The organism is Micromonospora costi (assembly GCF_003626655.1).
In the GTDB taxonomy this organism is placed as follows: domain Bacteria; phylum Actinomycetota; class Actinomycetes; order Mycobacteriales; family Micromonosporaceae; genus Micromonospora; species Micromonospora costi.
On sequence record NZ_RBAN01000002.1, the window covers coordinates 595,016 to 618,859 of the forward strand.

13 protein-coding genes are annotated in these 23,844 nt (G+C 74.9%); 5 read left to right on the forward strand and 8 right to left on the reverse strand.

Annotated features, from left to right (window positions below; translation table 11 throughout):
- Positions 1-8: 8 nt before the first annotated feature.
- Positions 9-3,569 (reverse strand): CHAT domain-containing protein, encoded by a 3,561-nt coding sequence (locus tag D7193_RS34595; RefSeq protein WP_147434381.1) that lies wholly within the window; start codon positions 3,567-3,569, stop codon positions 9-11.
- A gap of 291 nt (positions 3,570-3,860) precedes the next feature.
- Here D7193_RS34595 and D7193_RS13485 point away from each other — a divergent pair, with 291 nt between their 5' ends.
- Positions 3,861-4,727: an aldo/keto reductase gene (locus tag D7193_RS13485; RefSeq protein WP_120779821.1), complete on the forward strand. Its 867-nt coding sequence runs from the start codon at positions 3,861-3,863 to the stop codon at positions 4,725-4,727.
- A gap of 42 nt (positions 4,728-4,769) precedes the next feature.
- On the opposite strand, the gene D7193_RS13490 is transcribed toward D7193_RS13485, so the two are convergent.
- Positions 4,770-5,594 carry a lipase family alpha/beta hydrolase gene (locus D7193_RS13490; protein ID WP_120779822.1) on the reverse strand — a complete coding sequence of 275 codons (825 nt, stop codon included), beginning with the start codon at positions 5,592-5,594 and terminating at the stop codon, positions 4,770-4,772.
- Positions 5,595-5,890: 296 nt separating this feature from the next.
- Here D7193_RS13490 and D7193_RS13495 point away from each other — a divergent pair, with 296 nt between their 5' ends.
- Positions 5,891-7,303 (forward strand): alkaline phosphatase PhoX, encoded by a 1,413-nt coding sequence (locus D7193_RS13495; protein WP_120779823.1) that lies wholly within the window; start codon positions 5,891-5,893, stop codon positions 7,301-7,303.
- Positions 7,304-7,380: 77 nt separating this feature from the next.
- Here D7193_RS13495 and D7193_RS13500 read toward each other — a convergent pair whose 3' ends face one another.
- Complete coding sequence (locus D7193_RS13500) at positions 7,381-7,962, reverse strand: TetR/AcrR family transcriptional regulator (protein ID WP_174242634.1); 582 nt, start codon at positions 7,960-7,962, stop codon at positions 7,381-7,383.
- A gap of 361 nt (positions 7,963-8,323) precedes the next feature.
- Here D7193_RS13500 and D7193_RS13505 point away from each other — a divergent pair, with 361 nt between their 5' ends.
- Entirely contained in the window at positions 8,324-9,766 is a 1,443-nt protein-coding gene (locus tag D7193_RS13505; protein WP_120779825.1) for an MFS transporter, read from the forward strand.
- 57 nt (positions 9,767-9,823) lie between these two features.
- Here the strand turns inward: D7193_RS13505 and D7193_RS13510 are convergent, their stop codons facing one another.
- Complete coding sequence (locus D7193_RS13510; RefSeq protein WP_120779826.1) at positions 9,824-10,687, reverse strand: SGNH/GDSL hydrolase family protein; 864 nt, start codon at positions 10,685-10,687, stop codon at positions 9,824-9,826.
- Positions 10,688-10,884: 197 nt separating this feature from the next.
- Here D7193_RS13510 and D7193_RS13515 point away from each other — a divergent pair, with 197 nt between their 5' ends.
- Positions 10,885-12,423, forward strand: coding sequence for a M1 family metallopeptidase (locus D7193_RS13515; RefSeq protein WP_120780388.1), 1,539 nt, complete (start codon positions 10,885-10,887; stop codon positions 12,421-12,423).
- 875 nt (positions 12,424-13,298) lie between these two features.
- Here D7193_RS13515 and D7193_RS13520 read toward each other — a convergent pair.
- From D7193_RS13520 to gltB, 3 genes are all read right to left on the reverse strand, one after another.
- A complete protein-coding gene (locus D7193_RS13520; RefSeq protein WP_241562976.1) occupies positions 13,299-14,942 on the reverse strand; it encodes an MFS transporter in 1,644 nt (547 codons plus the stop codon).
- A 360-nt stretch (positions 14,943-15,302) separates the two neighbouring features.
- Positions 15,303-16,811 (reverse strand): glutamate synthase subunit beta, encoded by a 1,509-nt coding sequence (locus D7193_RS13525; protein WP_120779827.1) that lies wholly within the window; start codon positions 16,809-16,811, stop codon positions 15,303-15,305.
- The gene (gene gltB / locus D7193_RS13530) at positions 16,804-21,504 is read right to left on the reverse strand and encodes a glutamate synthase large subunit (protein ID WP_120779828.1); all 4,701 of its coding nucleotides are present in this window, start codon (positions 21,502-21,504) and stop codon (positions 16,804-16,806) included. Before gltB ends, D7193_RS13525 begins: the two co-directional genes overlap by 8 nt.
- A gap of 155 nt (positions 21,505-21,659) precedes the next feature.
- On the opposite strand from gltB, the gene D7193_RS13535 reads away from it, so the two are divergent.
- A complete protein-coding gene (locus D7193_RS13535; protein ID WP_120779829.1) occupies positions 21,660-22,496 on the forward strand; it encodes a GNAT family N-acetyltransferase in 837 nt (278 codons plus the stop codon).
- Between the two features lie 154 nt (positions 22,497-22,650).
- On the opposite strand, the gene D7193_RS13540 is transcribed toward D7193_RS13535, so the two are convergent.
- Complete coding sequence (locus tag D7193_RS13540) at positions 22,651-23,838, reverse strand: FAD-dependent oxidoreductase (RefSeq protein WP_120779830.1); 1,188 nt, start codon at positions 23,836-23,838, stop codon at positions 22,651-22,653.
- Positions 23,839-23,844: the final 6 nt, after the last annotated feature.

The window sequence follows — 23,844 nt, forward strand, 5'->3', positions numbered from 1 at the left end:
CCGGCCGGTCAGGGGCCGATGTGGACGTAGCCGGCCCAGAGGTCCGGCAGGCCGGGCAGGGCGGCGCGCATCTGGCACACCGCCCGGTGCAGGGCCCGCGCCGCGCGCTCCGGGTCGATGCCGCCGGGCACCGCGAGCCCCGCGTAGAACTCGGCGCACAGCTGCACGGTCAGCGCGTCCGAGATGGACCACAGGGCGCCGATCACGTGCCGGAACCCGGCCAGCTGGAAGGCGGTGCCGAGGGTCAGCGCCTCGTCCGGAAGGCGGGCGCCGCCGCGTACCGTGTCGCAAGCCGACAGGACGGCGAGCGCGGCCGACCCGCCGGCCGGACGCCACAGGTCCCGGACGTGCAGCGGCCCGCCGGCCAGCGCGAGCCGGCCCCGGGTGGGGGCGGCGAGGTCCTGGCTGCCGTGGCAGGAGAGGTGGGCGACCGGCCGCTCGGGCAGCGCCGCGAGCACCGCCGCCGGGGTGGCCGCCGGGCCCGTCAGCGCCGTCACGTGGGCCACGTGCCGGCGGACGATCTCCTCCTCCCGGGCCGCGCCGGGCAGGTCGGGCAGGCCCGGTGTCTGCGGCATGCCGACGACGAGCGCCGAGGTGACCGGCGCCGCGCCGGCCGGGACCGCGCGGCGCGCGTGCCGCAGCGCGCGCAGTGACGCGGTGTACGAGGGCACGACGCGGTCGAGCACCCCGTCCCCGCCACCGATCGGCGCGGCGGCGTGCAGGGGCAGCAGGGTGAGCAGGCTCGTCGGGCACCACCACACCCGCGGCTGGTCCGGGCCGGTGGCGGCCGGGCCGAGCGCGTCGAGCACCGGGGCCGCCACGACCCGCCACAACCAGTCCAGCGTGTCGGCGATGCCCCGCCGGGCGGCCGCGCGACGCCGCTGCGCCGCCGACCCGGTGACGCTCGCCGCTCCGGTCACCTCGGCGACGGCGGTGAGGAAGGCGGCGACCCGCCCCACCAGGTCGTCGAGGGTCAGGTCCGGCAGCGGCACCGGTTCGACGCGGCCGCCGGTGACCACCAGCGCGTCGCAGCGCCGGGCGGCCACGTTGACGAGAACGACCGGGCCGCCGTCGGCCGACCGCGCCAGCTCCGCGAACGGGGGTGGGCGCAGGAAGCCGTCGAATCCGGGCAGGCCACGGATCTCGGCGAGCAGCTCACGGCGGCGGGTGGCCAGCTCGTGCCGGCGTTCCGGCCCGCCCGCCGACCCACCCGCCGGCCCGGCCGGCGCCGCGACGGCGGGCACGCGGCCCGACCCGATCGCGCCGGCCGCGTCGAGGCCGTCGAGCGCGGCCTGCGCCTCGGCGAGCCGGGCAGCCAGCCGGGGCGCCCGCTCCCGGAGGGCCGCGAGGTCGGCCCCGGCGTCGTGGGCGCGGGTCAGCAGCACACCCCGGCCGTACTCGAGCAGCTCCACGGCGCGTTCCGGCCGGCCGACCGCGACCGCGACCGCCGCGGCGTCGCCCGCGAGGTGGGGGAACCGGGCGAGCAGCCGGGCCTGGTCGTCGGGGTCCATGCCGTGCCAGGCGACCAGGTCGATCAGCTCGATCGCGGTGGCGTACCCGTCGAGGGCCGCCGGCAGGTCCCCGGCCTGCGCGGCGCGGGCGGCATAACGTTCCGCGGCCTCGGCCCGGAGCAGCGACGGGGCCGACTCGACCGCGGCCGCCGCACGCAGCGCGGCGGTCGCCTCCGCCGGGTCGACGGCGGGGAGGTCCGCGCCGCCCGGGTCGGCGTCCCCGTCGCCCGAGGGGCCGCTGATCGCTTCGATCGCGGCAGCCAGGTTCCGCAGGCACATGGTCCGGTCCGGGTGTTCGTCGGGCACGGCGGCCACCGCGGCCCGGTACGCGGTCAGCATGTCGGTGGCGTCCCGGCCGGTGGGGGCCCGTCGGAATCTCGTGAGCAGCGCGTTGCCGAGGTTCGTGAACAGCCGGTGCCCGCCCGGGGCGGACGGCGGCAGCGCCTCGGTGAGGCCCCGGAGCAGGGCGATGGACTCGTCCAGGGCGGCGGCGTCACCGGCGGTCCGGTACCGCAGGAACTGGGCGAGCGCGAGGGTGCCGACGACCAGGGCACGCTCCGCGGGCTCGGCCTCCCGCCGGGCGAGGTCGGCCGCCTCCCGCAGCGCCGCGACCGCGGTCCGCGCGTCCTGCGCCGCCTCGGCCGCGGGCGACGCGCCGGGCGACGGCGCGTCGTCGACGGCCAGCTCGGCCCGTCGGTTCAGGGCGGACCCGTAGTTGGTGAGGGTCTCCAGGCGGTACGGGTGTCCCGACGGTGACGCCTCGACCGCGCGACGCAGCACCGTGATCGCCTCGGCGAGGGTCGCCGCGTCCTGCGTACGGCCGAAGAGCAGGTGCAACGCCAGCCCGAGGTTGGACAGGTAACGGGGCAGCTTCGGCGAGTCCCCCGCCCCGTCGACGGCGGCGCGCAGCGCGGCGACGGCCGGCTCCAGCAACTCGTGCTCCCCCGCCTGCTCGGCCAGCTCACGCAGCAGGTTGCCGAGGTTGTTCGACAGGTCGGGCCGGCCCGGATGGCGCGCCGGGAGCAGCCGCGCGGCCTCGGTCAGCACGTCCACGGCCTCCCGCTGGGACGCGACGCCGGCCAGGTCGGCGTGCCAGCGGCCGAGCGTGTAGCCGAGGTCGCCGAGACGCTGCGCCCGGTCGACCGGATCGTCGGCGCCGGCCACCGCCTCCCGCAGCAGCCGCAGCGCCTCGTGTAGGTCGTCGGCCCGCCGGTGCCGCTCGTAGCGGGCCTCCAGCATCCGGCCGGCGGCCTGTGCCAGCGCGGCCCGGTCCGGCCCGCCGTGGCGGGGTCCGCCGTCCACGGCCGCCCGGTACGCCTCGACCGCCGCGTCCACGTCGGCCGGGTCGTGCCGGCGCTCGTGCCGCTCGCCGACCAGCGCCGCGAGGCTCACCCGCACGATGCCGCCCCACTCGTCGGGCAGGTCCCCGCCGGCCAGGGCCGCCTGGTTGGCGCCGATCGCCGCGTCCAGGTCGCCGAGGGCGCCGGTGTACGCGAAGCGTTCGGCCGTGAGCGTGGCGTGCAGCGCGACGATCCGCGGGTCGGCCCCGCCCGCAACCACCGCCCCGAGCGTGTCGACGGCCCGGTGCAGGTCCGCCGGGTCACGGCGTCGCCGCCAGCGGTCCCGCAGCCGCTGGGCGAGGTTGACGCGGGCCATCGCCCGCAGCGGCGAGCCGTCCGGGGCGACGCGCGCGGCCTCGTCGAGCAGCTGGACCGACTCGTGCAGCACGGCCTCGTCGCCGGTCAACCCGTAGCGGTCGCCGAGCACGTTGCCGAGGTGGAACAGCCGCTCCGCCCGCTCGGGTGCGCCCGGGGGCGTCGACTCCAGGCTCTCCCGGTGCGTGTCGATCGCCGCCTGGAGGCCGCCGCGCCAGCCGAGGTGGAGGAACTGGTCGCGGTGCACCCGGCCGAGCGCGGTGAGGTACGCGGGCCGCTCCGGCCGGCCGGCCGGTGTGAGCGCGAGCGCCCGCTCCAACAGGGCCTGCGCCTGATCGGCCATCCGGTAGTCGCCGGACCGCTCGGCCACACCCATGACGGTGACGGCCAGCTGGAACAGCACCTCGGCGTCGTCAGCCGCGTCGGACGGCCCGGCGCCGGCCGGCCTGTCCCTCCGCCCGCGGAGCCGCCGCAGCGGATCCGGCCTCGACCGCCCCCACATTCCGGCCTCCCCGCCGTGCATCGACCTCGATCAGGGGTAGCAGAGTCGGGGGGTGGCCCGCTAGCGCGTAGCCGACGCCGCCTCGCGTCACCGGTCGTCGGGGCGCGCGGTGGCGGATCACGGTGAAGGCACGTGGACACCGCACTACGTTTGCGTGAGGAGCATTCCAGCGATGGAGGACCAGGCATGGCAATGACGGCCGGCACGCAGCCCGCGAAGGCCTCCGGCACCTACCGGATCGGCGGCGACCTCCAGGTCGACCGTCTCGGCTACGGGGCGATGCAGCTCACCGGGCCGGGTGTCTGGGGCGACCCCAAGGACCCGGCGGAGGCCGTCCGGGTGCTGCGCCGGGCCGTCGAGCTCGGCGTCACGTTCATCGACACCGCCGACTCGTACGGGCCGTTCGTCTCCGAGCTGCTGATCCGCGAGGCGCTGCACCCGTACACCGACGACCTGGTCATCGCGACCAAGGCCGGCTTCACCCGCGCCGGCCCGGGCGACTGGCGCCCGCTGGGGCGCCCGGAGTACCTGCGCCAGCAGTGCGAGCTGAGTCTGCGCCACCTCGGCCTCGACTGCATTCCGCTGTACCAGCTGCACCGCATCGACCCGACCGTCCCGCTGGAGGACCAGCTGGGCGAGCTGGCGCTACTCAAGCAGGAGGGCAAGATCCGGCACGTCGGCCTGTCCGAGGTGACCGTCGAGCAGGTCGAGGCGGCCCGGCGGATCACGCCGATCGTGTCGGTGCAGAACCTCTACAACCTGGCCGACCGCCACTTCGAGGACGTGCTCGAGCACTGCGAGCGCAACGATCTCGCGTTCATCCCGTGGTTCCCGATCGCCACCGGCAACCTGGCCCGCCCCGGCGGGCCGCTCGACGCCATCGCCGCGGAGCACAGCGCCACGCCCGCGCAGCTCGCGCTCGCGTGGCTGTTGCGCCGGTCGCCGGTGATGCTGCCCATCCCGGGTACATCCTCGGTGGCGCACCTGGAGGAGAACGTCGCCGCCGCCGAGGTGCAGCTCACCGACGACGAGTTCGAGGCGCTCGCGAAGGCGACCTGACCGGCCGGGCCGGCGGGCCGGTGACCGGCCCGCCGGTCGTGGTCAGAGCGCGAAACAGGAGGGGTTCACCGGGGCGCCGGCGAGGGCGTCGCGGACGACGGTGTACGTGGTTCCGTCGAGCACCAGCCCGAGGTGTCCCACGACGCGCAGCGGGCAGTACGCCTGGATCAGCACGTTGGTGGCCCCGTCCCGGAGGGTGGCGTTGTCGACGGGCCGGACCAGCTCGTCCTGGAGGGTGCGCACGGCCGTGTACCGGACCGGGCCCGGTGTGTCGTCGCCGGCGTTCAGGTCGGCGAGGAACGCCGACCCGATCGACATCTGCTGGCAGGCGACGACGCCCGCGCAACTGCCGAGACCGAGGAAAGCCAGGATGTTCGCCACGTACGTGCCGTACTGCGGGCTGCCGAGGCTGACGTAGCGGCCGACGGCGGCCGTGCCGCCCAGCCGCTTGAGGTAGTAGCGGGACACGAGCCCGCCCTCGGAGTGGCCGACCAGGTCGACCGTGGCCGCGCCGGTGACGGCCCGGACCTGGTCGACGTAGCCGGCGAACGCCCGGGCCGAGGCGGTGATGTCGCCGAGCCCGAGCCCGGGCAGCTGGTAGACGAAGACCCGGTGACCGTCGGCGCGCAGCCGGGCCGCGAGCGGCTCGTAGGCGGCGGCGATCCCGCTGAGTCCACCGACGACGATGACCGTCCGCGCGGCGGCGGTGGTCGCCACGGCCCGGTCCGGCGGCGCCGCGGCGGCCCGGTGGGGCGCCGGGGCCGCGGCGGCGCGGTCGGGTGCCGGGGCCGCGCCGGCGGCGGCCGGGGCGAGCAGGACGGCGGCGGTGGTCAGGGCGACGGTGAGGGCGGTCTTTCGGAGCAGCATGGCTGCACCTCCGGTGGGAGGCACCCGGCGGAACCGGGGGACGGGTGGGGTGTCCGATCGACCGTGGATCGATGATGCGGGCAACAATTCAGAAACGTCAATGACAAGTTACGCGGCGGTAACGTGAAGTTCCGGCCAGGGCACGATCTGGCATAGCGGACGCCTGAGCAGGGCGCCCGCGCCAAGCGTTGACCCACTGTTCACCCGAGGACCGGCACGAGGGCAGCGGCCGTTCCCTCCACGTCACTTGCCTGTGTCGCGGTACCCGATGAACGCGCGACAGGAAGGCAACGATCGTGACCTCCTCCCCCACGTCCCGGCGCACGCTGCTCCGCACCGGCGCGGCCGGTGGTCTCGGCGTCGTGGTGGGCGCCAGCCTGGAGGCGATCGCGGGACCGGCTGTGGCGCCGGCCGCGAGCAGTGCGGCGGTCGGCTACGGCGACCTGGTGCCGGACCCGGCCGGCCTGCTGGCCCTGCCGCCGGGTTTCTCGTACACGATCGTGGCCCGCGCCGGCGTGACCACACTCGAATCCGGCCAGCGCACACCCAGCGCCGCCGACGGCACCGGCTGCTTCCTCGGCCGCGACGGGTCCGTCCTCGTGAACAACCACGAGGTCGGCGGCGACGAGCCGTTCCCGGTGCCGGCGCTGGCCGGGCTCACGTACGACCCGGGCGCGGGCGGCGGCACGACCACCATCGAGGTGGACGCCGAGGGCCGGCGACTGCGCGAGTACGTGAGCCTGGCCGGCACGCACAACAACCGCGCCGGCGGCATCACCCCCTGGGGCACGTGGTTGACCTGCGAGGAGAGCGAGCAGCGCGCGGGCGGCCGCTACCTCAGGGACCACGGTTACGTCTTCGAGGTCGACCCGCACGACCGGTCCGCCAACCTGGACCCGATCCCGCTGACGTTCCTCGGCCGCTTCGCCCACGAGGCGGTGGCCGTCGACCCGTACACCCACTCGATCTACCTGACCGAGGACGCCGCGGGCCCGAACGGCCTCTACTACCGGTGGACCCCGCCGCACCGCTTCCGGGCCGGCAAGGGCGCCATGCGCGCCCTCGCCCAGCGCCCGGACGGCGGCACCGTGGGCGATCTCGCGGCCATGAGCTGCTGGCAGGGCAGCCGGCACGTCGCCGACCTGGCCGAGGCCACCAGGCCCGGCACCCGGTACCGGGTGACCTGGTTGGACGTGCCGGACCGGGACGCGCGGACCGTCCCGGTACGCCGGCAGCTCACCGACGACCAGGTGACGCGCAGCCACACGCTGGAGGGCGCCTGGTGGGGCGACGGCGGGGCGTACTTCGTGGCGAGCTTCGCCCGCACCGACGACGGCAGCACGGCCGACCACGACGGCCAGGTCTGGTTCTACGACCCGAAGACCGAGACGGTCACCCTGACGACCGTCTTCGGCGTGCACCGGAACCCCGACGAGGACGGCCACGCCGTCGACGGACCGGACAGCATCACCGCCTCCCCGTACGGCGGGGTGATCCTGGCCGAGGACGGCGAGGGCGTGTCCCACCTGGTCGGCGTCACCGCGCAGGGCAGGGCGTACCCGCTGGCCCGCAACGACCTCAACGGCAGTGGGTTCACCGGCCCGACCTTCAGCGCCGACGGGAGGATCCTCTTCGCCAACATCCAGACCCCGGGCTACGTGTTCGCCATCACCGGCCCGTGGGACCGGCCCCGCACCGCCCACCGCTGACATCCCGGGTCACCGGCGTGGGCTTCCGCGGCCGGCCCGCCGGGCGGACGCCCGCTGGCACCTTGGGGCGCCGTTGGTCAGCCCTGGGCCGCCGGGTAGCGCAGGCCGTCCAGGGCGATGGCGAGCACGCGGTCACGTTGCCCCGGCTCGGGGAACTGGAAGGCCACGATGCCGCTGATGAGCCGCAGCACGTCGTCGAAGGTGGCGTCCGCCCGGGCCACCCCGGCCTCCTGGGCGCGACGCAGCATCGGCTCCCCCGCGGCGTAGATCTCGATGCGGCAGCGGCGGAAGACCTCGGAGTTGTGCGCCAACTCCTCGGCGAGCGCCCGCTTGGTCGCCGCGTACGCCACGAAGCGGTTCAGCCAGGCGGCGAGGGCGTCCCACGGGGGCAGGTGCGCCACGTCGGCGGCGGACCGGCTGAGGGCCTGGACCTCGTCGACGTAGACCGCCTCGAACAGCTCCCGGCGGCTGGGGAAGTTCCGGTAGAGGGTGCCGATGCCCACGCCGGCCCGGCGGGCGATCTCCTCCAGGGAGGTGTCGACGCCGCCGGCCGCGAAGGCCTCCCGGGCCGCGGCGACCAGCGCATCGTAGTTCCGGCGGGCGTCGGCCCGCTTCGGACGCCGCGTGAGGTATTCCCCCAGCTGGTCGGCGCTGGCCATGACGGACGTCACCTCTCCTCGGTTGCAACCGGAGGCACCCCTCCGATAGCTTAGTGGAGGCGCCCCTCCGGAACTGACCGGAGCCGCGCCTCCGGATAGCTTACTCCGGACTTCCGGGCCGGTCCCACCGAGCGAGACCGGCGACCCAGACCCTCAGACCGAGGAGCCGTCATGCCCGTGATCCGGCTCGACAGCGGCAGCTCGCGCCGCCACCGCCGAGAGATCGGCCCGGCCGCGCCGCCGAACCCCGCCACACGGTCCGCCCGAGCGGCCACCGCGCTCCCTCCGACCTGACACCGGCCGGCGGCACCCACCGCCACCGGCACACCCATTCCTCGTACCCGAAACGGGAGTTCCCTCCGTGACCGAGACCATCCGACGCGGCTCGCGCCGGTTGACCTTCCTCGTCCTCGCGGCCGGCGCCGGCTTCTTCGCGATGCTCCAGTCGCTGATCACCCCGGTGCTGCCCACCATCCAGCACGACCTGCACACGTCCCAGAACACCGTGACCTGGGTGCTGACCGCCTACCTGCTGTCCGCGTCGATCTTCACGCCGATCCTCGGCCGGATCGGCGACATGGTCGGCAAGGGGCGGATGCTCGTCGTCTCCCTCGCCGCGCTCGCGCTGGGCTGCCTCCTGGCAGCCATCGCGCCCAGCATCGGCGTGCTCATCATCGCCCGCGTCGTGCAGGGCATCGGCGGCGCGGTCTTCCCGCTCTCCTTCGGGATCATCCGCGACGAGTTCCCCGCCGCGCGGGTCAGCTCGGCCGTCGCGGCGATCTCCGCGATCATCGCCGCCGGCGGCGGTCTCGGCGTCGTCCTGGCCGGCCCGATCGTCGCCGCCCTCGGCTACCGCTGGCTGTTCTGGATCCCCATGGTCGTCGTCGGGCTGACGGCGCTCGCGGCGCGGCTGTTCGTACCCGAGTCGCCGATCCGCACGCCCGGCCGGATCAGCTGGCTGGCCACCCTGCTGCTCTCAGGCTGGCTCGTAGCGCTGCTGCTGCCCGTCAGCAAGGGCGCGACCTGGGGCTGGACCTCGGGTCGAGTGGCCGGCCTCCTGGCGCTCGCCGCCGTCCTGCTCGTCGCCTGGCTGGTCGCCGAGGTGCGCTCCGCGAACCCGCTGATCGACATGCGGATGATGCGCCTGCCGGGCGTCTGGACCACCAACCTGGTCGCCCTGCTCTACGGCGGTTCGATGTTCGCCGTGTACGCGTTCGTGCCGCAGTTCGTACAGACCCCGCCGAGCGCCGGCTACGGCTTCGGCGCCAGCATCACGCAGGCCGGGCTGCTCATGCTGCCGATGCTGGTCGGCATGTTCGTGGCCGGCCTCGCGGCCGGCCGGCTGTCGGCCTGGTTCAGCGCCAAGGCGCAGCTGGCGACCGGCGCGGTGTTCAACGTGCTCGCCTCGGCCACCCTGACCGTCGCCCACGACACCCGTTTTGAGATCGGCCTGGCCGGCGCCCTCGTCGGCGTGGGCATCGGGTTGGCGTTCGCCTCCATGGCCAACCTCATCGTGGCCAACGTGTCGCCCGGCCAGACCGGCGTGGCCACCGGCATGAACGCCAACATCCGTACCATCGGCGGCGCGATCGGCGCCGCGGTGGTGAGCAGCGTGGTCACCGCCCACCCGCAGGCCGGCGGCCTGCCCCGGGAGGCCGGCTTCACCACCGGTTTCCTGCTGCTCACCGGCATCGCGCTGGCCGCCGCCGTGGCCGCCCTGTTCGTCCCCTCCGGCCGCCGGGCCGCGGGGCGTACCGTGGCGCCCGCTCCCACGGAGGACCTCGTCCCGGTCCCCGCGCGCTGACCGACGCACACGCGGCGGCCGGCGGTCCGGTACCGGACCGCCGGCCGCCGTCGTACGTCAGCCGGTGACCGCGTTCAGCGCCGCCAGGTAGCCGTACCGGTAGCCGTCGGCATCCGGGTGGTACGCCTCGATGACGCCGCTGATGTCGTTGATCCACGGGTCACCGGCGCACACGCCGTGGCCGGCGAAGTACGGCCGGGTGTCGACGAACGTGGCCCCGGCCGCGGCGGCCCGGCCGGCGATGACCGTGGCGAGCAGGTCCGCCGCGTCGTTGAGGATGGTCCGCTTGTAGACGCTCATGGCGAGCCACCCGCAGGAGTTGAGCTCGAACAACCGCGGGTAGCCGAGCACGATCAGCCGGGCGTTCGGCGCCCGCGTCCGGATGGCCGCGTACGTCGCGTCGAGCCGCCCGGGCAGGGTGCCGGTGGCGAACGCCCGCGACTCGTTGACGGCGTTGGTGCACGTCGAGGTGCTGCCGAACCGGCAGCTCGTGATGACGTCGGCGAACCCGGCGTCGTTGCCGCCGATCGTGATGGTGACCAGGGTGGTGCTGGCGCTGAGCGCAGCGACCTGGCCGTTGATGACGTCGGCCGTGACCGCGCCGCCGCACGCCGGGAACGCGAAGTTGGACACACCGTGGGCGGCGGCCCAGAGCGGGGCGTACGACTTCTGGCTGCGCAGGCAGGTGGACCAGTCGTACGGGCCGGCGCCGACGCCGGAGGAGTACGAGTCGCCGAGCGCGACGTAGTTGACGGCGGCGGTGGCCTGGTTCGCGGCGGCGGTCTGGTTCGCGTTCGCGGTGGCGGTCTGGTTCGTGGTGGCGGCGCCGGCGGCGACGGGGGCGGCGAACACCGCGCCGAGCGTTGCGGCGAGCAGGGCGACCAGCGCGGCGAGGGCGCGGGCCAGCGGGCGGTGGGGCATGACGGACCTCCACAGGGCAGGGGTGGTGGGATCCGTGACCGCGCGCGTGGCCAGGGGTGGAACGGTTGTTACCAGGCGGTAATGCTATCGAAACATTTAGATCAAGTGAACAGCCGCAACAGCGCGCCGGGACGGACAGGTTCATCGCCGTCGATTAGGTTGGGCGGGCGAACACCCCGATGGAGGGAGTCCACACCGTGCGACGAGTTCTCCGGGCGGCCGTCGCGGCCGTCACCCTCACCGGCGCCGGCACCATGGTGGCCGGCACCCCCGCCCACGCAGCCCTACCGGGCTGGGGCCGGCCCACCGTCACCGCCGCCGTACCGCAACCCGGCGATCCGGGACTGGGCGACACCTACTTCCCCGACTACGGCAACGGCGGCTACGACGTCGAGCACTACGACGTCCGCCTGCGCTACGACCCCGGCACCGACCGTCTCAGCGGCACGACCACGATCCTGGCCCGGGCCACGCAGGACCTGTCCCGGTTCAACCTGGACTTCCTGCTCGACGTGGAGTCGGTCCGCGTCAACGGATGGGCGGCCACCACCCGCACCGAGGGCGCCCACGAGCTGGTGGTCACCCCCAGCCGCACCATCACGAAGGGCCAGGACCTCACGATCGTGGTCCGGTACGCCGGCGTGCCGTCCGAGACCGAGGTCGGCGGCTACACCGGCTGGACGCGCACCGACGACGGGGCGCTCGCCGTGAACGAGCCCGAGTCGGCCTGGTGGTGGTTCCCGAGCAACGACCACCCGCTCGACAAGGCCACCTACGACGTCTCCGTGTCCGTACCGACCGGCGTCGAGGTGGTCAGCAACGGGGTGCAGCCCCGGCCGCCGCTGGCCGAGGCGGGCAACCGCAGCCGCTGGAGCTGGCGCACGACCTCCCCCACCGCCACGTACCTCGCCTTCCTCGCCATCGGCCAGTACGACATCGTCACCGACACCGCGCCCAACGGCCAGCCCGTGGTGAACGCCTACAGCACCAGCCTCGGTGAGCTGGCGCCGGCCGCCCGGGCCAGCATCGAGCGGACCGCCGAGATCGTCGCGTGGGCCAGCGGCATCTTCGGCCCGTACCCGTTCGAGGCGCAGGGCGGCGTCGCCGGGCCGGTCGACGGCATCACGTTCGCGCTCGAGACGCAGACCCGGCCGGTGTACGGCCCGGGCTTCTGGCGTCGCGGCTCCAACACCTCGGTCGTGGTGCACGAGAACGCGCACCAGTGGTTCGGCGACTCGGTGTCGGTCGCCCGCTGGCAGGACATCTGGCTCAACGAGGGCTTCGCCTCGTACGCCGAGTGGCTGTGGTCGGAGGAGCAGGGCGAGGGCACCGCCCAGGAACTGTTCGACTTCACGTACGCCAGCTACCCGGAGGACTCCGAGTTCTGGCAGGTGCCGCCCGGTGACCCGGGCGCGGGCCGGATCTTCGACGACGCCGTCTACGACCGGGGCGCGATGGCGCTGCACCAGCTCCGGCTCGCGGTGGGCGACGACGCGTTCTTCGAGATCCTGCCCGCCTGGACGGCCGCGCACCGCCACGGCAACGCGACCATCGCGCAGTTCCAGGCCCTCGCCGAGCGCATCTCCGGGCTCGACCTGACCGACTTCTTCACCACCTGGCTGTTCACCGCTGGCCGGCCGGACGTGCCGGGCTCGGCGGCCCGCAAGGCGGCGCCGCCGGTGGAGCCCAAGTCGTGGGCCAAGATCCGGGAGGCGCACCGGCTCCTCGCGCACTGATCCCAGTGGACACAGTGGTGCCCGCCGCGCGGGGCGGCGGGCACCACTGTGTCGACGGGTACGTGCGCCGGGGCGTCCGTGTCGCCGAGAAGAGCCGCCCAGACCACGTCCATGACGGGCGGACGGGCAGCCAGGCGTCGAGCCGCCCCGAGGCCGCGCGACCCGGTCGACGGGCCACCCGGTCGACAGGCCACCCGATCGCCGGGCGGGGTGCCTGAGTCGGCGCATGATCCACACCATTTCCTGGAAGTAGCGGTATCCGGGCCACCCTGACACCGCGACTTCGGCGAAATGGTGTCGATCATCAAGCAGGGCGCACCACCGCCAGCTCGGCCTCCGCCCCGGCCGCCCCCGCCGGGGCCACCCTGGACGGGCAGCCGGACCACCGACCCCGCCTGGCACCGTGCCACCAGGCCGACGGACGCCTCCGTGTCGACGCGAGCCCGGCCGGCGGTCAGTCATCGGCCCGCGGGTTCGTCGGGCCGATCCCGAGTCGCCGGTCGTTCTGATCACGGGAGCACCTGGCCACCCGTGATCCACACCATTTCCAGGAAGTAGCGGTATCCAGGCCACTCGGACACCGCTACTTCGGGGAAATCGTGTGGATCATCGGGCAGTCACCACCCCACCCCGACCCCGGACCGCTCGGCCTCTGCCGCCAAGCCTCTTCGGCGAGGGCCGCCCGACCGGCGGGCCGTCCGACTATCGAGCCGCACGCGTCATCAGGCCGGCCCCGGACCACGCGCCATCCCGATCGGCGGCCGCCTGATCAGGCGCGTGATCCACACCAGATCGCCGATTTGGCGGTATCGAACCCCCCGGGACACCGCCATATCGGCGAAATGGAGTCGATCATCGAGGGGAGCCCGGCGCCGCTACCCGGCCGCCCCGCAGGGCTCCGGCGCGCACCGTTCCCGGCCGCACGGCGCGGGCGCGGGCGCTCCCGAAGCCTGGACGCCGACCTCGTCACGCCCACCCGGATCGTCGTGTCCGGGGAGGGCCGCGACGTGGGGCGGCGCATTGGTCGACGACGCTGCCGACCGGTGCGGCACGTGGATGTGCGGCCCTGGGGCGGGCCGGCCGACTGGCGGCCGGGGTGGCAGCGGCCGTCCGATCGACGCGGAGGCCCCGGCCGCCACGGCGCGGCCGGCGGGTGCGGCGATCTGCGATAGCGGGACGACGGCCCGGGCGGGCCGCAGGGCACGCGCCGCTGTCGACGCCGGCCGGATGACCCGGACAGTCAACGCCACACCACGCCGCACCACGGGAGCGGCCAGCACACCCGCCACCCGACGGCGTACCTCGCGGCCCCGCAACCCGTCGAGGGCCACGCCAGCGGCGGCCGTGGCGACGGCCGCGGTGGCGCCGGCCAGTACGAGCGTCTGCCGGGGCCCGAGATGCTCGGAGAGCCAGCCGAGCAGCGGCGCGCCGACGGCGGCGGAAACGGAGCCGGTGACCGCCAGGGCGGCCAGCACCCTGCCGCGCATCAGGTAGTCGGTGTCGAGTTGCGCCCGCGCGCCCACGGTCGTGTCGATGATCACCGCGGCGGCGGCGATCGGCAGGATGACCGCCGCGAAGCTCAGGGTGCCCGGGGCGAGGCCGGCGACGATCTGGAGCGCGCTGCCCACCAGTCCGGCGCCGATCAGGACGCGGTAGCCGAGGTCGCGGCGGCGGGCGGCCACGAGCGCACCGAGCACGGTGCCCACCGCGAACACGGTGGAGAGGAAGCCGTAGCCGCCGGCGCCCCCGCCCAGCGGTCCGTCGCTCATCGCCGCCATGGTGACCTGGTAGTTGCGGCCCAGGCTGCCGAGCACGAACGACAGGGCCAGCGCGACGAGCACCACCGGCTGGCGCAGCAGGTACCGGAAGCCGGCCCGGATGCCACCGCCGTCCGGGTGTACGGGTTCGGTCGCCGGCTCGCCTGCGTACCGGTCGCGTTCCCGTACCGCGAACAGGGCCGCCACCACCGCCGCGAAGCTGACGGCGTTGCTCGCGAAGAGCAGCGCGGGGCCGACGGCCGCGACCACGACGGCGCCGAGGCTCATGCCGAGGATGCGGCCGGCGGAGTTGGTGAGCGAGCCGAGCGCCAGGGCGTTGCCGAGGCTGTCCCGGTTCACCAGCGTCGAGACCCAGCGGCCCATCACCGGCCCCTCGATCGCCGATACGGCACCGGCGGCCAGGGAGATCGCGTACACCGCAGGCAGGCCGCCGGTGCCCGTGAGGGCGACCGCCGCGAGCCCGGCGGCCAGGGCGGCGTGTGCCGCCTGGGCCGCGATCAGCAGCGGGCGGGCGGGAAGCCGGTCGGCGAGGGCGCCGCCCCACACGCTGAGCAGCAGCGTGGGCAGGGCCTGCAGGAGCACCGCGAATCCCATGGAGGTGGCGGAGCCGGTCCGCGCCAGCACGTACCAGTTGACGCCGAGGACCTGCATCCAGGTGCCGATCACGGACACGAAACCGGCGATGGCCCAGATCCGGTAGTTCCGGTGGCGCAACGCGGCGAACGTGGCACCGAACGCCACGATGACCTCCCCGACCCGACGGTCACGACAGGGCCGGATCCCAGGCGGTCGGCCGCCGACAAGTGTGGCGACGGTTAGCCCGATTTGCCCACCTTGGGTGAGCCGGCTCACCCCGGCCCCGCCACATCCCGGGCCCGCCGAGGCCCGGCCCCGCAAGGCCCGGCCCCGCCAAGGCCCGGGCCCGGCCCCGCCAAGGCTCGGGCGCGCCACCCCAACGCCGCCACGCGCCCGGCCAGCCACACCCGGAACCAGCCACGCCCGGAACCAGCCACGCCCCGGACCAGCCACACCCGGAACCAGCCACACCCGGGACCAGCCACGCCCCGGCCCGCGACGGGCCGGGGCGTGGGTGCCGGTGGGTCAGCGCGCCGCGAGCGGCTGGGCGGCCGGGTCGACCGGGGCGGGCAGCGACCCGCTGCCACCGAGGTACGCGTGGATGGCCGCGGCCGCCGCCCGCCCCTCGGCGATCGCCCAGACGATCAGCGAGGCGCCGCGGTGCATGTCGCCGGCGACGAACACGCCGTCGGCGCCGGTCCGCCAGTCCGACCGGGCGTCGACCGCGCCGCGGCCGTTGCGTGGCACTCCGAGCTGGGCCAGCAGCGGCTGCTCCTCGGTGCCGTCGAAGCCGATGGCCAGCAGCACCAGGTCGGCCGGCAGCTCCCGCTCGGTGCCCGGCAGCGCCGTGACGACCCGCCGGCCGTCCCGCTTCTCGACGGTCACCTCGGCTATCCGGACCGCCCGCACCTGCCCGGTGCCGTCGTCGACGAACTCCTGCACGGCGACGGCGAAGACCCGCTCGCCGCCCTCCTCGTGCGCCGGGTAGCTGCGCAGGACCCACGGCCAGGTCGGCCACGGGTCGCGGGCCTCGTCGCGGGACTGCGGGGGCTGCGGGTAGAGGTCGAGCTGGTGGACGCCGGCCGCGCCCTGCCGGTGCGCCACGCCGAGGCAGTCCGCCGCGGTGTCACCACCACCGATGATCACGACGTGCCGGCCGGCCGCGTCGATCGGCGTACCGTCGGGCAGCGCGGCCAGCGCGGGCCGCCCCTCGCCGGCCGCCGCGACCACGCGGTTGGCGGCCACCAGGTGCTCCATCGCCTGGTGTACGCCCCGAAGCCGCCGGCCCGGTGTCTCCGGTACGTCCCGGCCGGCCAGCGCCCCGCACGCCAGCAGCACCGCGTCGTGCCGCTCGCGGAGCTGCTCGCCGGTCACGTCGACGCCCACGTTCACGCCGGTGCGGAACTCGACGCCCTCGGCGGCGAGCTGGGCCACCCGCCGGTCGATGTGGTGCTTCTCCAGCTTGAAGTCCGGGATGCCGTAGCGGAGCAGACCGCCCGGCGCGTCGTCGCGCTCGTACACCGTGACGGCGTGCCCGGCCCGGGCGAGTTGCTGTGCCGCGGCCAGGCCGGCCGGCCCGGAGCCGACCACCGCGACGGACCGCCCGGTGGGTGCCGGGGCCGGTCGGGGCCGCAGCCCGCCCCGGGCGACGGCCGCGTCGGCGATCTCCACCTCGACCTGCTTGATGGTGACCGGCTCCCCGCCGCCGATGCCGAGGACGCAGGCGGCCTCGCAGGGCGCCGGGCAGAGCCGGCCGGTGAACTCCGGGAAGTTGTTCGTGGCGTGCAGCGACGCCACGGCGGCGTCCCAGTTGCCGGTGCGGACCAGGTCGTTCCAGTCCGGGATGCGGTTGCCGAGCGGGCACCCGTCGTGGCAGAACGGGATGCCGCAGTCCATGCACCGGGTGGCCTGCTCGCGGATCAGCTCCTCGCCAGCCGGCGGGTACACCTCCCGCCAGTCCGAGATCCGCACCGGCACGGGCCGGCGCGCCGGCAGCCGCCGCGGGTAGCGCAGGAAGCCGTTCGGGTCAGGCACGGGCCACCTCCTGGGTGGACGCCCGCGGGGCGGGCGGCACGGGCGATTCCGAAGGCGCCGCGGCGGCTGGCGCCGCCAACGCGCTCATCACCGCGTCGTCGACGTCGCGGCCGGCGGCTTCGGCGGCCCGCATGATCTCCATGACCCGGCGGTAGTCCCGGGGCACCACGGCGGTGAACTCCTCCACCGCCTCCGGCCAGCGCTTGAGCAGTTCCGCGGCCACCGCCGAGTCGGTCTCGGCGAAGTGCCGCTGCACCAGCTCGTGCAGCACCGCCTGCTCCTCCTCGCGCAGCGGGGCGAGGTCGACCAGCTCGGCGTTGACGCGGGCGCGGTCGAGCCGGTGGACGAAGGCGGTGCCACCGGACATGCCGGCCGCGAAGTTGCGGCCGGTGGGCCCGAGCACGACCACCGTGCCCCCGGTCATGTACTCGCAGCCGTGGTCGCCGACGCCCTCGACGACGGCCACCGCGCCGGAGTTGCGCACCGCGAACCGCTCCCCTACCCGGCCGCGCAGGAACAGCTCCCCGCCGGTCGCGCCGTAGAGGATGGTGTTGCCGGCGATGATCTGGTCCTCGGCCCGCTGCCCGGCCGCGGCGTCCGGGTCCACGAAGGGGGCGGCGGGGTCCGGCCGGGCGATGATCCGGCCGCCGGAGAGGCCCTTGCCGACGTAGTCGTTCGCGTCGCCGTGCAGCCGCAGGGTCACGCCGCGCGGCAGGAACGCGCCGAAGGACTGGCCGGCCGTGCCGTGCAGGACGATCTCCACGGTGTCGTCGGGCAGCCCCGCGCCGCCGTGGCGCCGGGCCACCTCGCCGCCCAGCATGGCGCCGACGCTGCGGTGGTCGTTGCGGATGGTGCGCTCGACGCGTACCGGCGTGCCGTCGGCGAGCGCCGGCGCGGCGAACGCGATCAGCTCGTTGTCCAGGGCCCGGTCCAGGCCGTGGTCCTGGGCCCGTACGCCCCGTCGGGCGGCGTCCGCCGGCAGCTCGGGCAGGTGCAGCACGGGCGAGAGGTCCAGCCCCTGCGCCTTCCAGTGCGCCACCGCCGGGGCGACGTCGAGCAGCTCGGTGTGCCCGATCGCCTCCTCGATCGACCGGAAGCCCAGCTCGGCGAGGTAGCCGCGGACCTCCTCGGCGAGGAAGAGGAAGAAGTTCTCCACGAACTCCGGCGTGCCGGTGAACCGTTCCCGCAGCGCCGGGTTCTGGGTGGCGATGCCGACCGGGCAGGTGTCGAGGTGGCAGACGCGCATCATGACGCAGCCGGCGACGATCAGCGGGGCGGTGGCGAAGCCGAACTCCTCGGCGCCGAGCAGCGCGGCGACCAGGACGTCCCGGCCGGTCTTGAGCTGACCGTCGACCTGGACGGTGACCCGGTCGCGGAGCTTGTTGAGCAGCAGCGTCTGCTGCGCCTCCGCGAGACCCAGCTCCCACGGCGTGCCGGCGTGTTTGAGGGAGTTCAGCGGGGAGGCGCCGGTGCCGCCGTCGTGGCCGGAGATCAGGATGACGTCGGCCTTGAGCTTGGCCACGCCCGCCGCGACGGTGCCGACGCCGACCTCGCTGACCAGCTTCACGTGGACGCGCGCGGCCGGGTTGACGCACTTCAGGTCGTGGACGAGCTGGGCCAGGTCCTCGATCGAGTAGATGTCGTGGTGCGGCGGCGGGGAGATGAGACCGACGCCGGGGGTGGCGTGCCGGGTGCGGGCGATCCACGGCCAGACCTTGTTGCCCGGCAGCTGACCGCCCTCGCCGGGCTTCGCGCCCTGGGCCATCTTGATCTGGAGGTCGTCGGCGTTGACCAGGTACTCGGTGGTCACGCCGAACCGGCCGCTGGCGATCTGCTTCACGGCCGAGCGGCGAGCCGGGTCGTGCAGCCGGTCGACGTCCTCGCCGCCCTCGCCGGTGTTGGACTTGCCGCCGAGCCGGTTCATGGCGACGGCCAGGGTCTCGTGTGCCTCCGCCGAGATCGAGCCGTACGACATGGCGCCGGTGGCGAAGCGCCGGACGATCTCGGTGGCGGGTTCGACCTCGTCCAGCGGCACGGGTGGGCGTACCCCGGTGCGCAGGGTGAACAGGCCGCGCAGCGACCCGGCCTGGGCGGCGAGCGCGTCCACCGTGGACGTGTACCGCTGGAAAACCTCGTACTGGCGGCTGCGGGTGGCGTGCTGGAGCAGGAATACCGTCTCCGGGTTGAACAGGTGCAGCTCCCCCTCGCGGCGCCACTGGTACTCGCCGCCGACGTCCAGCCGGTCCGAGCCGGGGGTGCCGGCGGGCGGCCAGGCGAGGGCGTGCCGGGCGGCGACCTCGGCGTGGATCCCGGCGAGCCCGATACCGCCGATCTTGCTGGGCGTGCCCCGGAAGTAACGCTCGACGAGGCGGGCGTCCAGGCCCACGGCCTCGAAGACCTGCGCACCGCAGTACGACGACACCGTCGAGATGCCCATCTTGGACATGATCTTCAGGACGCCCTTGCCGAGCGCCTTCACGTAGTTGCGCACGGCGGCGGCCGGTTCGAGGCCCGGCAACGCGCCAGTGGTGATCATGTCCTCGACGGACTCGAAGGCCAGGTACGGGTTGACCGCCGCCGCGCCGTAGCCGATGAGCACGGCCGCGTGGTGCACCTCGCGGCAGTCGCCGGACTCCACGATGAGCGCCACCTGCGTCCGCGTCTGCTCCCGGACGAGGTGCTGGTGCACGGCCGCGGTGAGCAGCAGCGACGGGATCGGGGCGAGGTCGGCGTTGGAGTCCCGGTCGGAGAGGACGAGGATGCGTACGCCGTCCTCGATGGCCTCGGAGACGTGCCGGCAGATTTCGGTGAGCCGGGCCTTGATGCCGGCGGCGCCCTCGCGCACGCGGTAGAGCCCGGACACCCGGACCGCCTTGAAGCCGGGCAGGTCGCCGTCCTCGTCGATCGAGAGGATCTTGGCGAGCTCGTCGTTGTCGATCACCGGGTACGGCAGCACGATCTGCCGGCAGCTCGCCGGGCCCGGGTCGAGCAGGTTCCCCTCGGGGCCGATGGTGGAGCTGAGGCTGGTGACCAGCTCCTCGCGGATGGCGTCCAGCGGCGGGTTGGTGACCTGCGCGAAGAGCTGGTGGAAGTAGTCGTACAGCAGCCGCGGCCGGGTGGAGAGCGGCGCGATCGGCGTGTCCGTGCCCATCGAACCGATCGGCTCGGCACCGGTACGCGCCATCGGCGCGAGCAGGATCTTGCGCTCCTCCTCGGTGTAGCCGAACGTCTGCTGGCGCCGGCGTACCGAGTCGTGGGTGTAGACGATGTGCTCGCGGGCCGGCAGGTCGGTCAGCTCGATGAGTCCGGCGTGCAGCCACTCCCCGTACGGCCGGGCGGCGGCCAGCCCGGCCTTGACCTCGTCGTCGTGCACGATCCGGCCGGCCACGGTGTCGACCAGGAACATCTTCCCGGGCTGGAGCCGCCCCTTGGCGACCACCCGGGCCGGGTCGAGGTCGAGCACGCCCGCCTCGCTGCCGAGCACCACGAGCCCGTCGTCCGTACGCCACCAGCGCCCGGGACGCAGGCCGTTGCGGTCCAGCACCGCGCCGACGATCTCCCCGTCGGTGAAGGCGACCGAGGCGGGGCCGTCCCACGGCTCCATGAGGCTCGCGTGGAAGCGGTAGAAGTCGCGCTTGTCCGGGCGCATGCCCGGGTCGTTCTCCCACGCCTCGGGGATCATCATGAGCACCGCGTGCGGCAGGCTCCGCCCGGCCAGGTGCAGCAGTTCGAGGACCTCGTCGAAGTTGGCCGAGTCGGAGGCGCCCGGGGTGCAGACCGGGAAGATCCGCCGGATGTTGCCGGGCAGCTCCGGGCTGCGCAGCAGGGCCTCCCGGGCCTGCATCCAGTTCCGGTTGCCGCGGATGGTGTTGATCTCGCCGTTGTGGGCGATGAACCGGTACGGGTGCGCCAGCGGCCAGGACGGGAACGTGTTGGTGGAGAAGCGCGAGTGCACGAGCGCGATGGCGCTCGCCACCCGCTCGTCGGTCAGCTCCGGGTAGTACGCCGGCAACTGGTCGGGGGTGAGCATGCCCTTCCAGACCATGGTGCGCGCGGACAGCGACGGGAAGTACGCCGGGGCGCCCCGCTCGGCGCTCTCCCGCTCGGCCTGCTTGCGCAGGCAGAACGCCACCCGGTCCAGTTCGATGCCGGACAGCGGCGAGCCGGCCGGGCCGGCCGGGGAGCCGCTGAGCCGGCGGGCGGCCAGGAAGAGTTGCCGGATCCGGGGCATCGCCGCGAGCGCGGTCTCGCCCAGGCCGCTCGGGTCCACCGGCACGTCCCGCCAGCCCAGCACCTCCGCGCCCTCGACCAGGGCGTACTTGTCGACCACCCGCCGCGCGAGGGCCTCGCCGGCGTCGTCGTCGGGGAGGAAGACCAGGCCGGTGGCGTACTCGCCGGCCGGTGGCAGCGCGAAGTCCACCACGGCACGCAGGTACGCGTCCGGCACCTGGATCATGATGCCGGCGCCGTCACCCGTGTTCGGTTCCGCGCCACGGGCACCCCGATGGTCCAGCCGGCAGAGCGCGTCGAGACCGTTCGCCACGACCGCGTGGGAGCGCCGGCCGTGCAGGTCGGCCACGAAGGCCACGCCGCACGCGTCGTGCTCGAAGGCGGGGTCGTAGAGCCCGGCCGCGGGCGTTCCCGGGCTGGGCGTGGGGGCCGGCTGCGGCTGATGCGGGTACGGAAAGGCCACCGGGCCTCCTGTCGTCACTCAGGTTGGATCATGGTCGGGACGACGTCGGCCCTCGTGGGTTTATTGAGTCTACGTTAGGGCGGGGCACGCAAGGCCAGTGCGGATTGATCACACCTTCCAGAGTCTGGGACGTGTAGTCTCGCGCGGTGGATCACGTGCACAGGGATCTCTTCGACCGGCTCGAGCGTTTCTACGACGCGGTGCCGCGTGACGCGGCCCGGGTGGAGGAGCACGGCGGCCTGGTGCTCTTCGTCCGCGACGGGTCCGGCTTCCCGTACTACGCCCGCCCCCGGCTCGACGCGGCCGCGCCGCCCTCGCTGGCCGACGTCGCCGCGGTCCGCGAACGGCAGCGGGAGCTGGGTGTGCCCGAGGCGTTCGAATGGGTGCACGAGACCACTCCGGAGCTGCTGCCGGTCGCCCGCTCGGCGGGGCTGTCGGTGCTGGAGGCGCCGCTCATGGTGCTCGACCGGGACGAGGTGCCCGACCCGGCGCAGCTCAGTGACGTACCGGTGCGGGTGCTCGACCCGGACGCCCCCGACTTCGCCGCCGCCGTGGCCGCCCGCCGCGCCGTCGCCGCCGTGGCGTTCGCCGCGGCCGGCACCGCCCGGGGCGACGCCGGCGCCGCCGAACGGGACGCCGCCGTCACCGAGCTGGAGGTCGCGGCGCTCGACGAGGAGCGCGCCCGGATCGCCGACGGCCGGCGGCTCTCCGTGCTGGCCGGCACCCCGGCGGACGGCGCGCTGGCCAGCGGGATGGCGATGCGCGTCGACGACGTCGCCGAGATCGCCGGGGTGGGCACCCTGCCCGCCGCCCGCCGGCGCGGCCTCGGCGCGGCCGTGACCGCGGCGCTCGCCCGCGAGCTGCGCGCCGCCGGCACGGATCTCGTCTTCCTCTCCGCCGGCAGCGAGGACATCGCCCGCGTCTACCTGCGGGTCGGCTTCCGCCGGATCGGCACCGCCTGCATCGCCGAGCCCGCCCCGGTGATCGCGTAAGTCCCCGCGTCGCCGCCCCGTCGCCCCTCGCCCCCTCGCCCCGTCGCCGTCGATCATGCAGGTGTGGTGCCCGGATCGCGGGGATTCTTCCCCTTCGCCCCCCACCACAACTGCGTGATCGGCGCAGGAGCGGAGCGGGAGTGGGGCGGGCGGGTCAGGTTGGGGGGCGCCACTGGGCGGCCGAGGTGGCCGCCGTGTTGAGCAGGCGCGGCGTGAGCGTGCCCAGGGCCGCGTCCCGTGCGCGCAGCGCCAGCCGGCCCCGTGTCTGGAGCACCGCCGACATCCGCCGCGTCTGCCGCACCACGGCCGCCGCCCGGGGGCGACGCACCCGGTCGTACGCCTGCACGGCGTCCGGCAGCCGCGACTCGCGCAGCAGCGCGGCGAGCGTGGCCGCGTCCTCGAACGCGAGGCAAGCGCCCTGCCCCAGGTGCGGCGGCATGGCGTGCGCCGCGTCGCCGAGCAGCACCACGCCGCCCGGGCCGACCGGGAAGCCGTACGCGCGGGGCAGCGGTCGCAGCTCGCGCACCTCCTGCTGGACCAGATCGGCCGGGTCGGTGGCGTCGAGCAGCTCGCCGATCGGGGTGGGCCAGCCGGCGTACCAGCGGCGCAGCAACGCGAGCTGGGTCTCGGGCGGCTCGGGGCGGGGCGCGCCGGCCGCGGTGGCCACCCAGTAGATGCCGCCCCGGCTGGAACCGCCGGACGAGCCGCGCTCGCCGAGCGAGGCGGAGACGAACCGGTAGCCGGCGCCGAGCACCTCCCCGCCGAGTGGCTGGCCGGCGGGCAGCCGCGGCGCGCGGTACCAGGGGATCACGGCCCGCCACGCGGCGGAACCGGAGCTGACCACGGCGGCCTCGGGCGCGAGCCGCCGGCGGATCTCGCTGTCGGTGCCGTCGGCGGCCACGACCAGGTCGGCCTCGACCGTCTGCCGGCCGTCACCCACCGCGGGCCGCTCCCCCGGCTCGGCCCGGACCGTCCGCACGGTCACGCCGGTACGCAGCTCCACCCGGTCGCCGAGCCCGGCGATCAGCGCGTCGTGCAGGTCCTCCCGGTGCACCACGACGGGCGTCCGATCGGCCGGCAGCGGACGCGGCTGCACCAGCCAGCGACCGTCGGGGTGGCGCACGCCGCCGTCGGGCAGCGGGGTGGCGATCGCGTCGAGCCCCGCGCCGAGGCCGAGCGCGCGCAGCGCCCGGACGCCGTTGGGCCAGAGCACCACGGCGGTCGGCTCGGGGCGTACCCGGTCGGCCCGTTCCAGCACGGTGACCTGCCAGCCGGACCGGGCCAGCGCACCGGCGACCGAGAGCCCGCCGATCCCCGCGCCGACCACCACCGCGCTTCGCATGGTGCC

What these genes read in the sequence shown, in the direction of transcription:
- D7193_RS13540 (WP_120779830.1), bottom strand. Translation starts at nt 23,838, where the DNA reads ATGCGAAGCGCGGTGGTGGTCGGCGCGGGGATCGGCGGGCTCTCGGTC.
- D7193_RS13510 (WP_120779826.1), bottom strand. Translation starts at nt 10,687, where the DNA reads ATGCCCCACCGCCCGCTGGCCCGCGCCCTCGCCGCGCTGGTCGCCCTG.
- D7193_RS13500 (WP_174242634.1), bottom strand. Translation starts at nt 7,962, where the DNA reads ATGGCCAGCGCCGACCAGCTGGGGGAATACCTCACGCGGCGTCCGAAG.
- D7193_RS13485 (WP_120779821.1), top strand. Translation starts at nt 3,861, where the DNA reads ATGACGGCCGGCACGCAGCCCGCGAAGGCCTCCGGCACCTACCGGATC.
- D7193_RS13490 (WP_120779822.1), bottom strand. Translation starts at nt 5,594, where the DNA reads ATGCTGCTCCGAAAGACCGCCCTCACCGTCGCCCTGACCACCGCCGCC.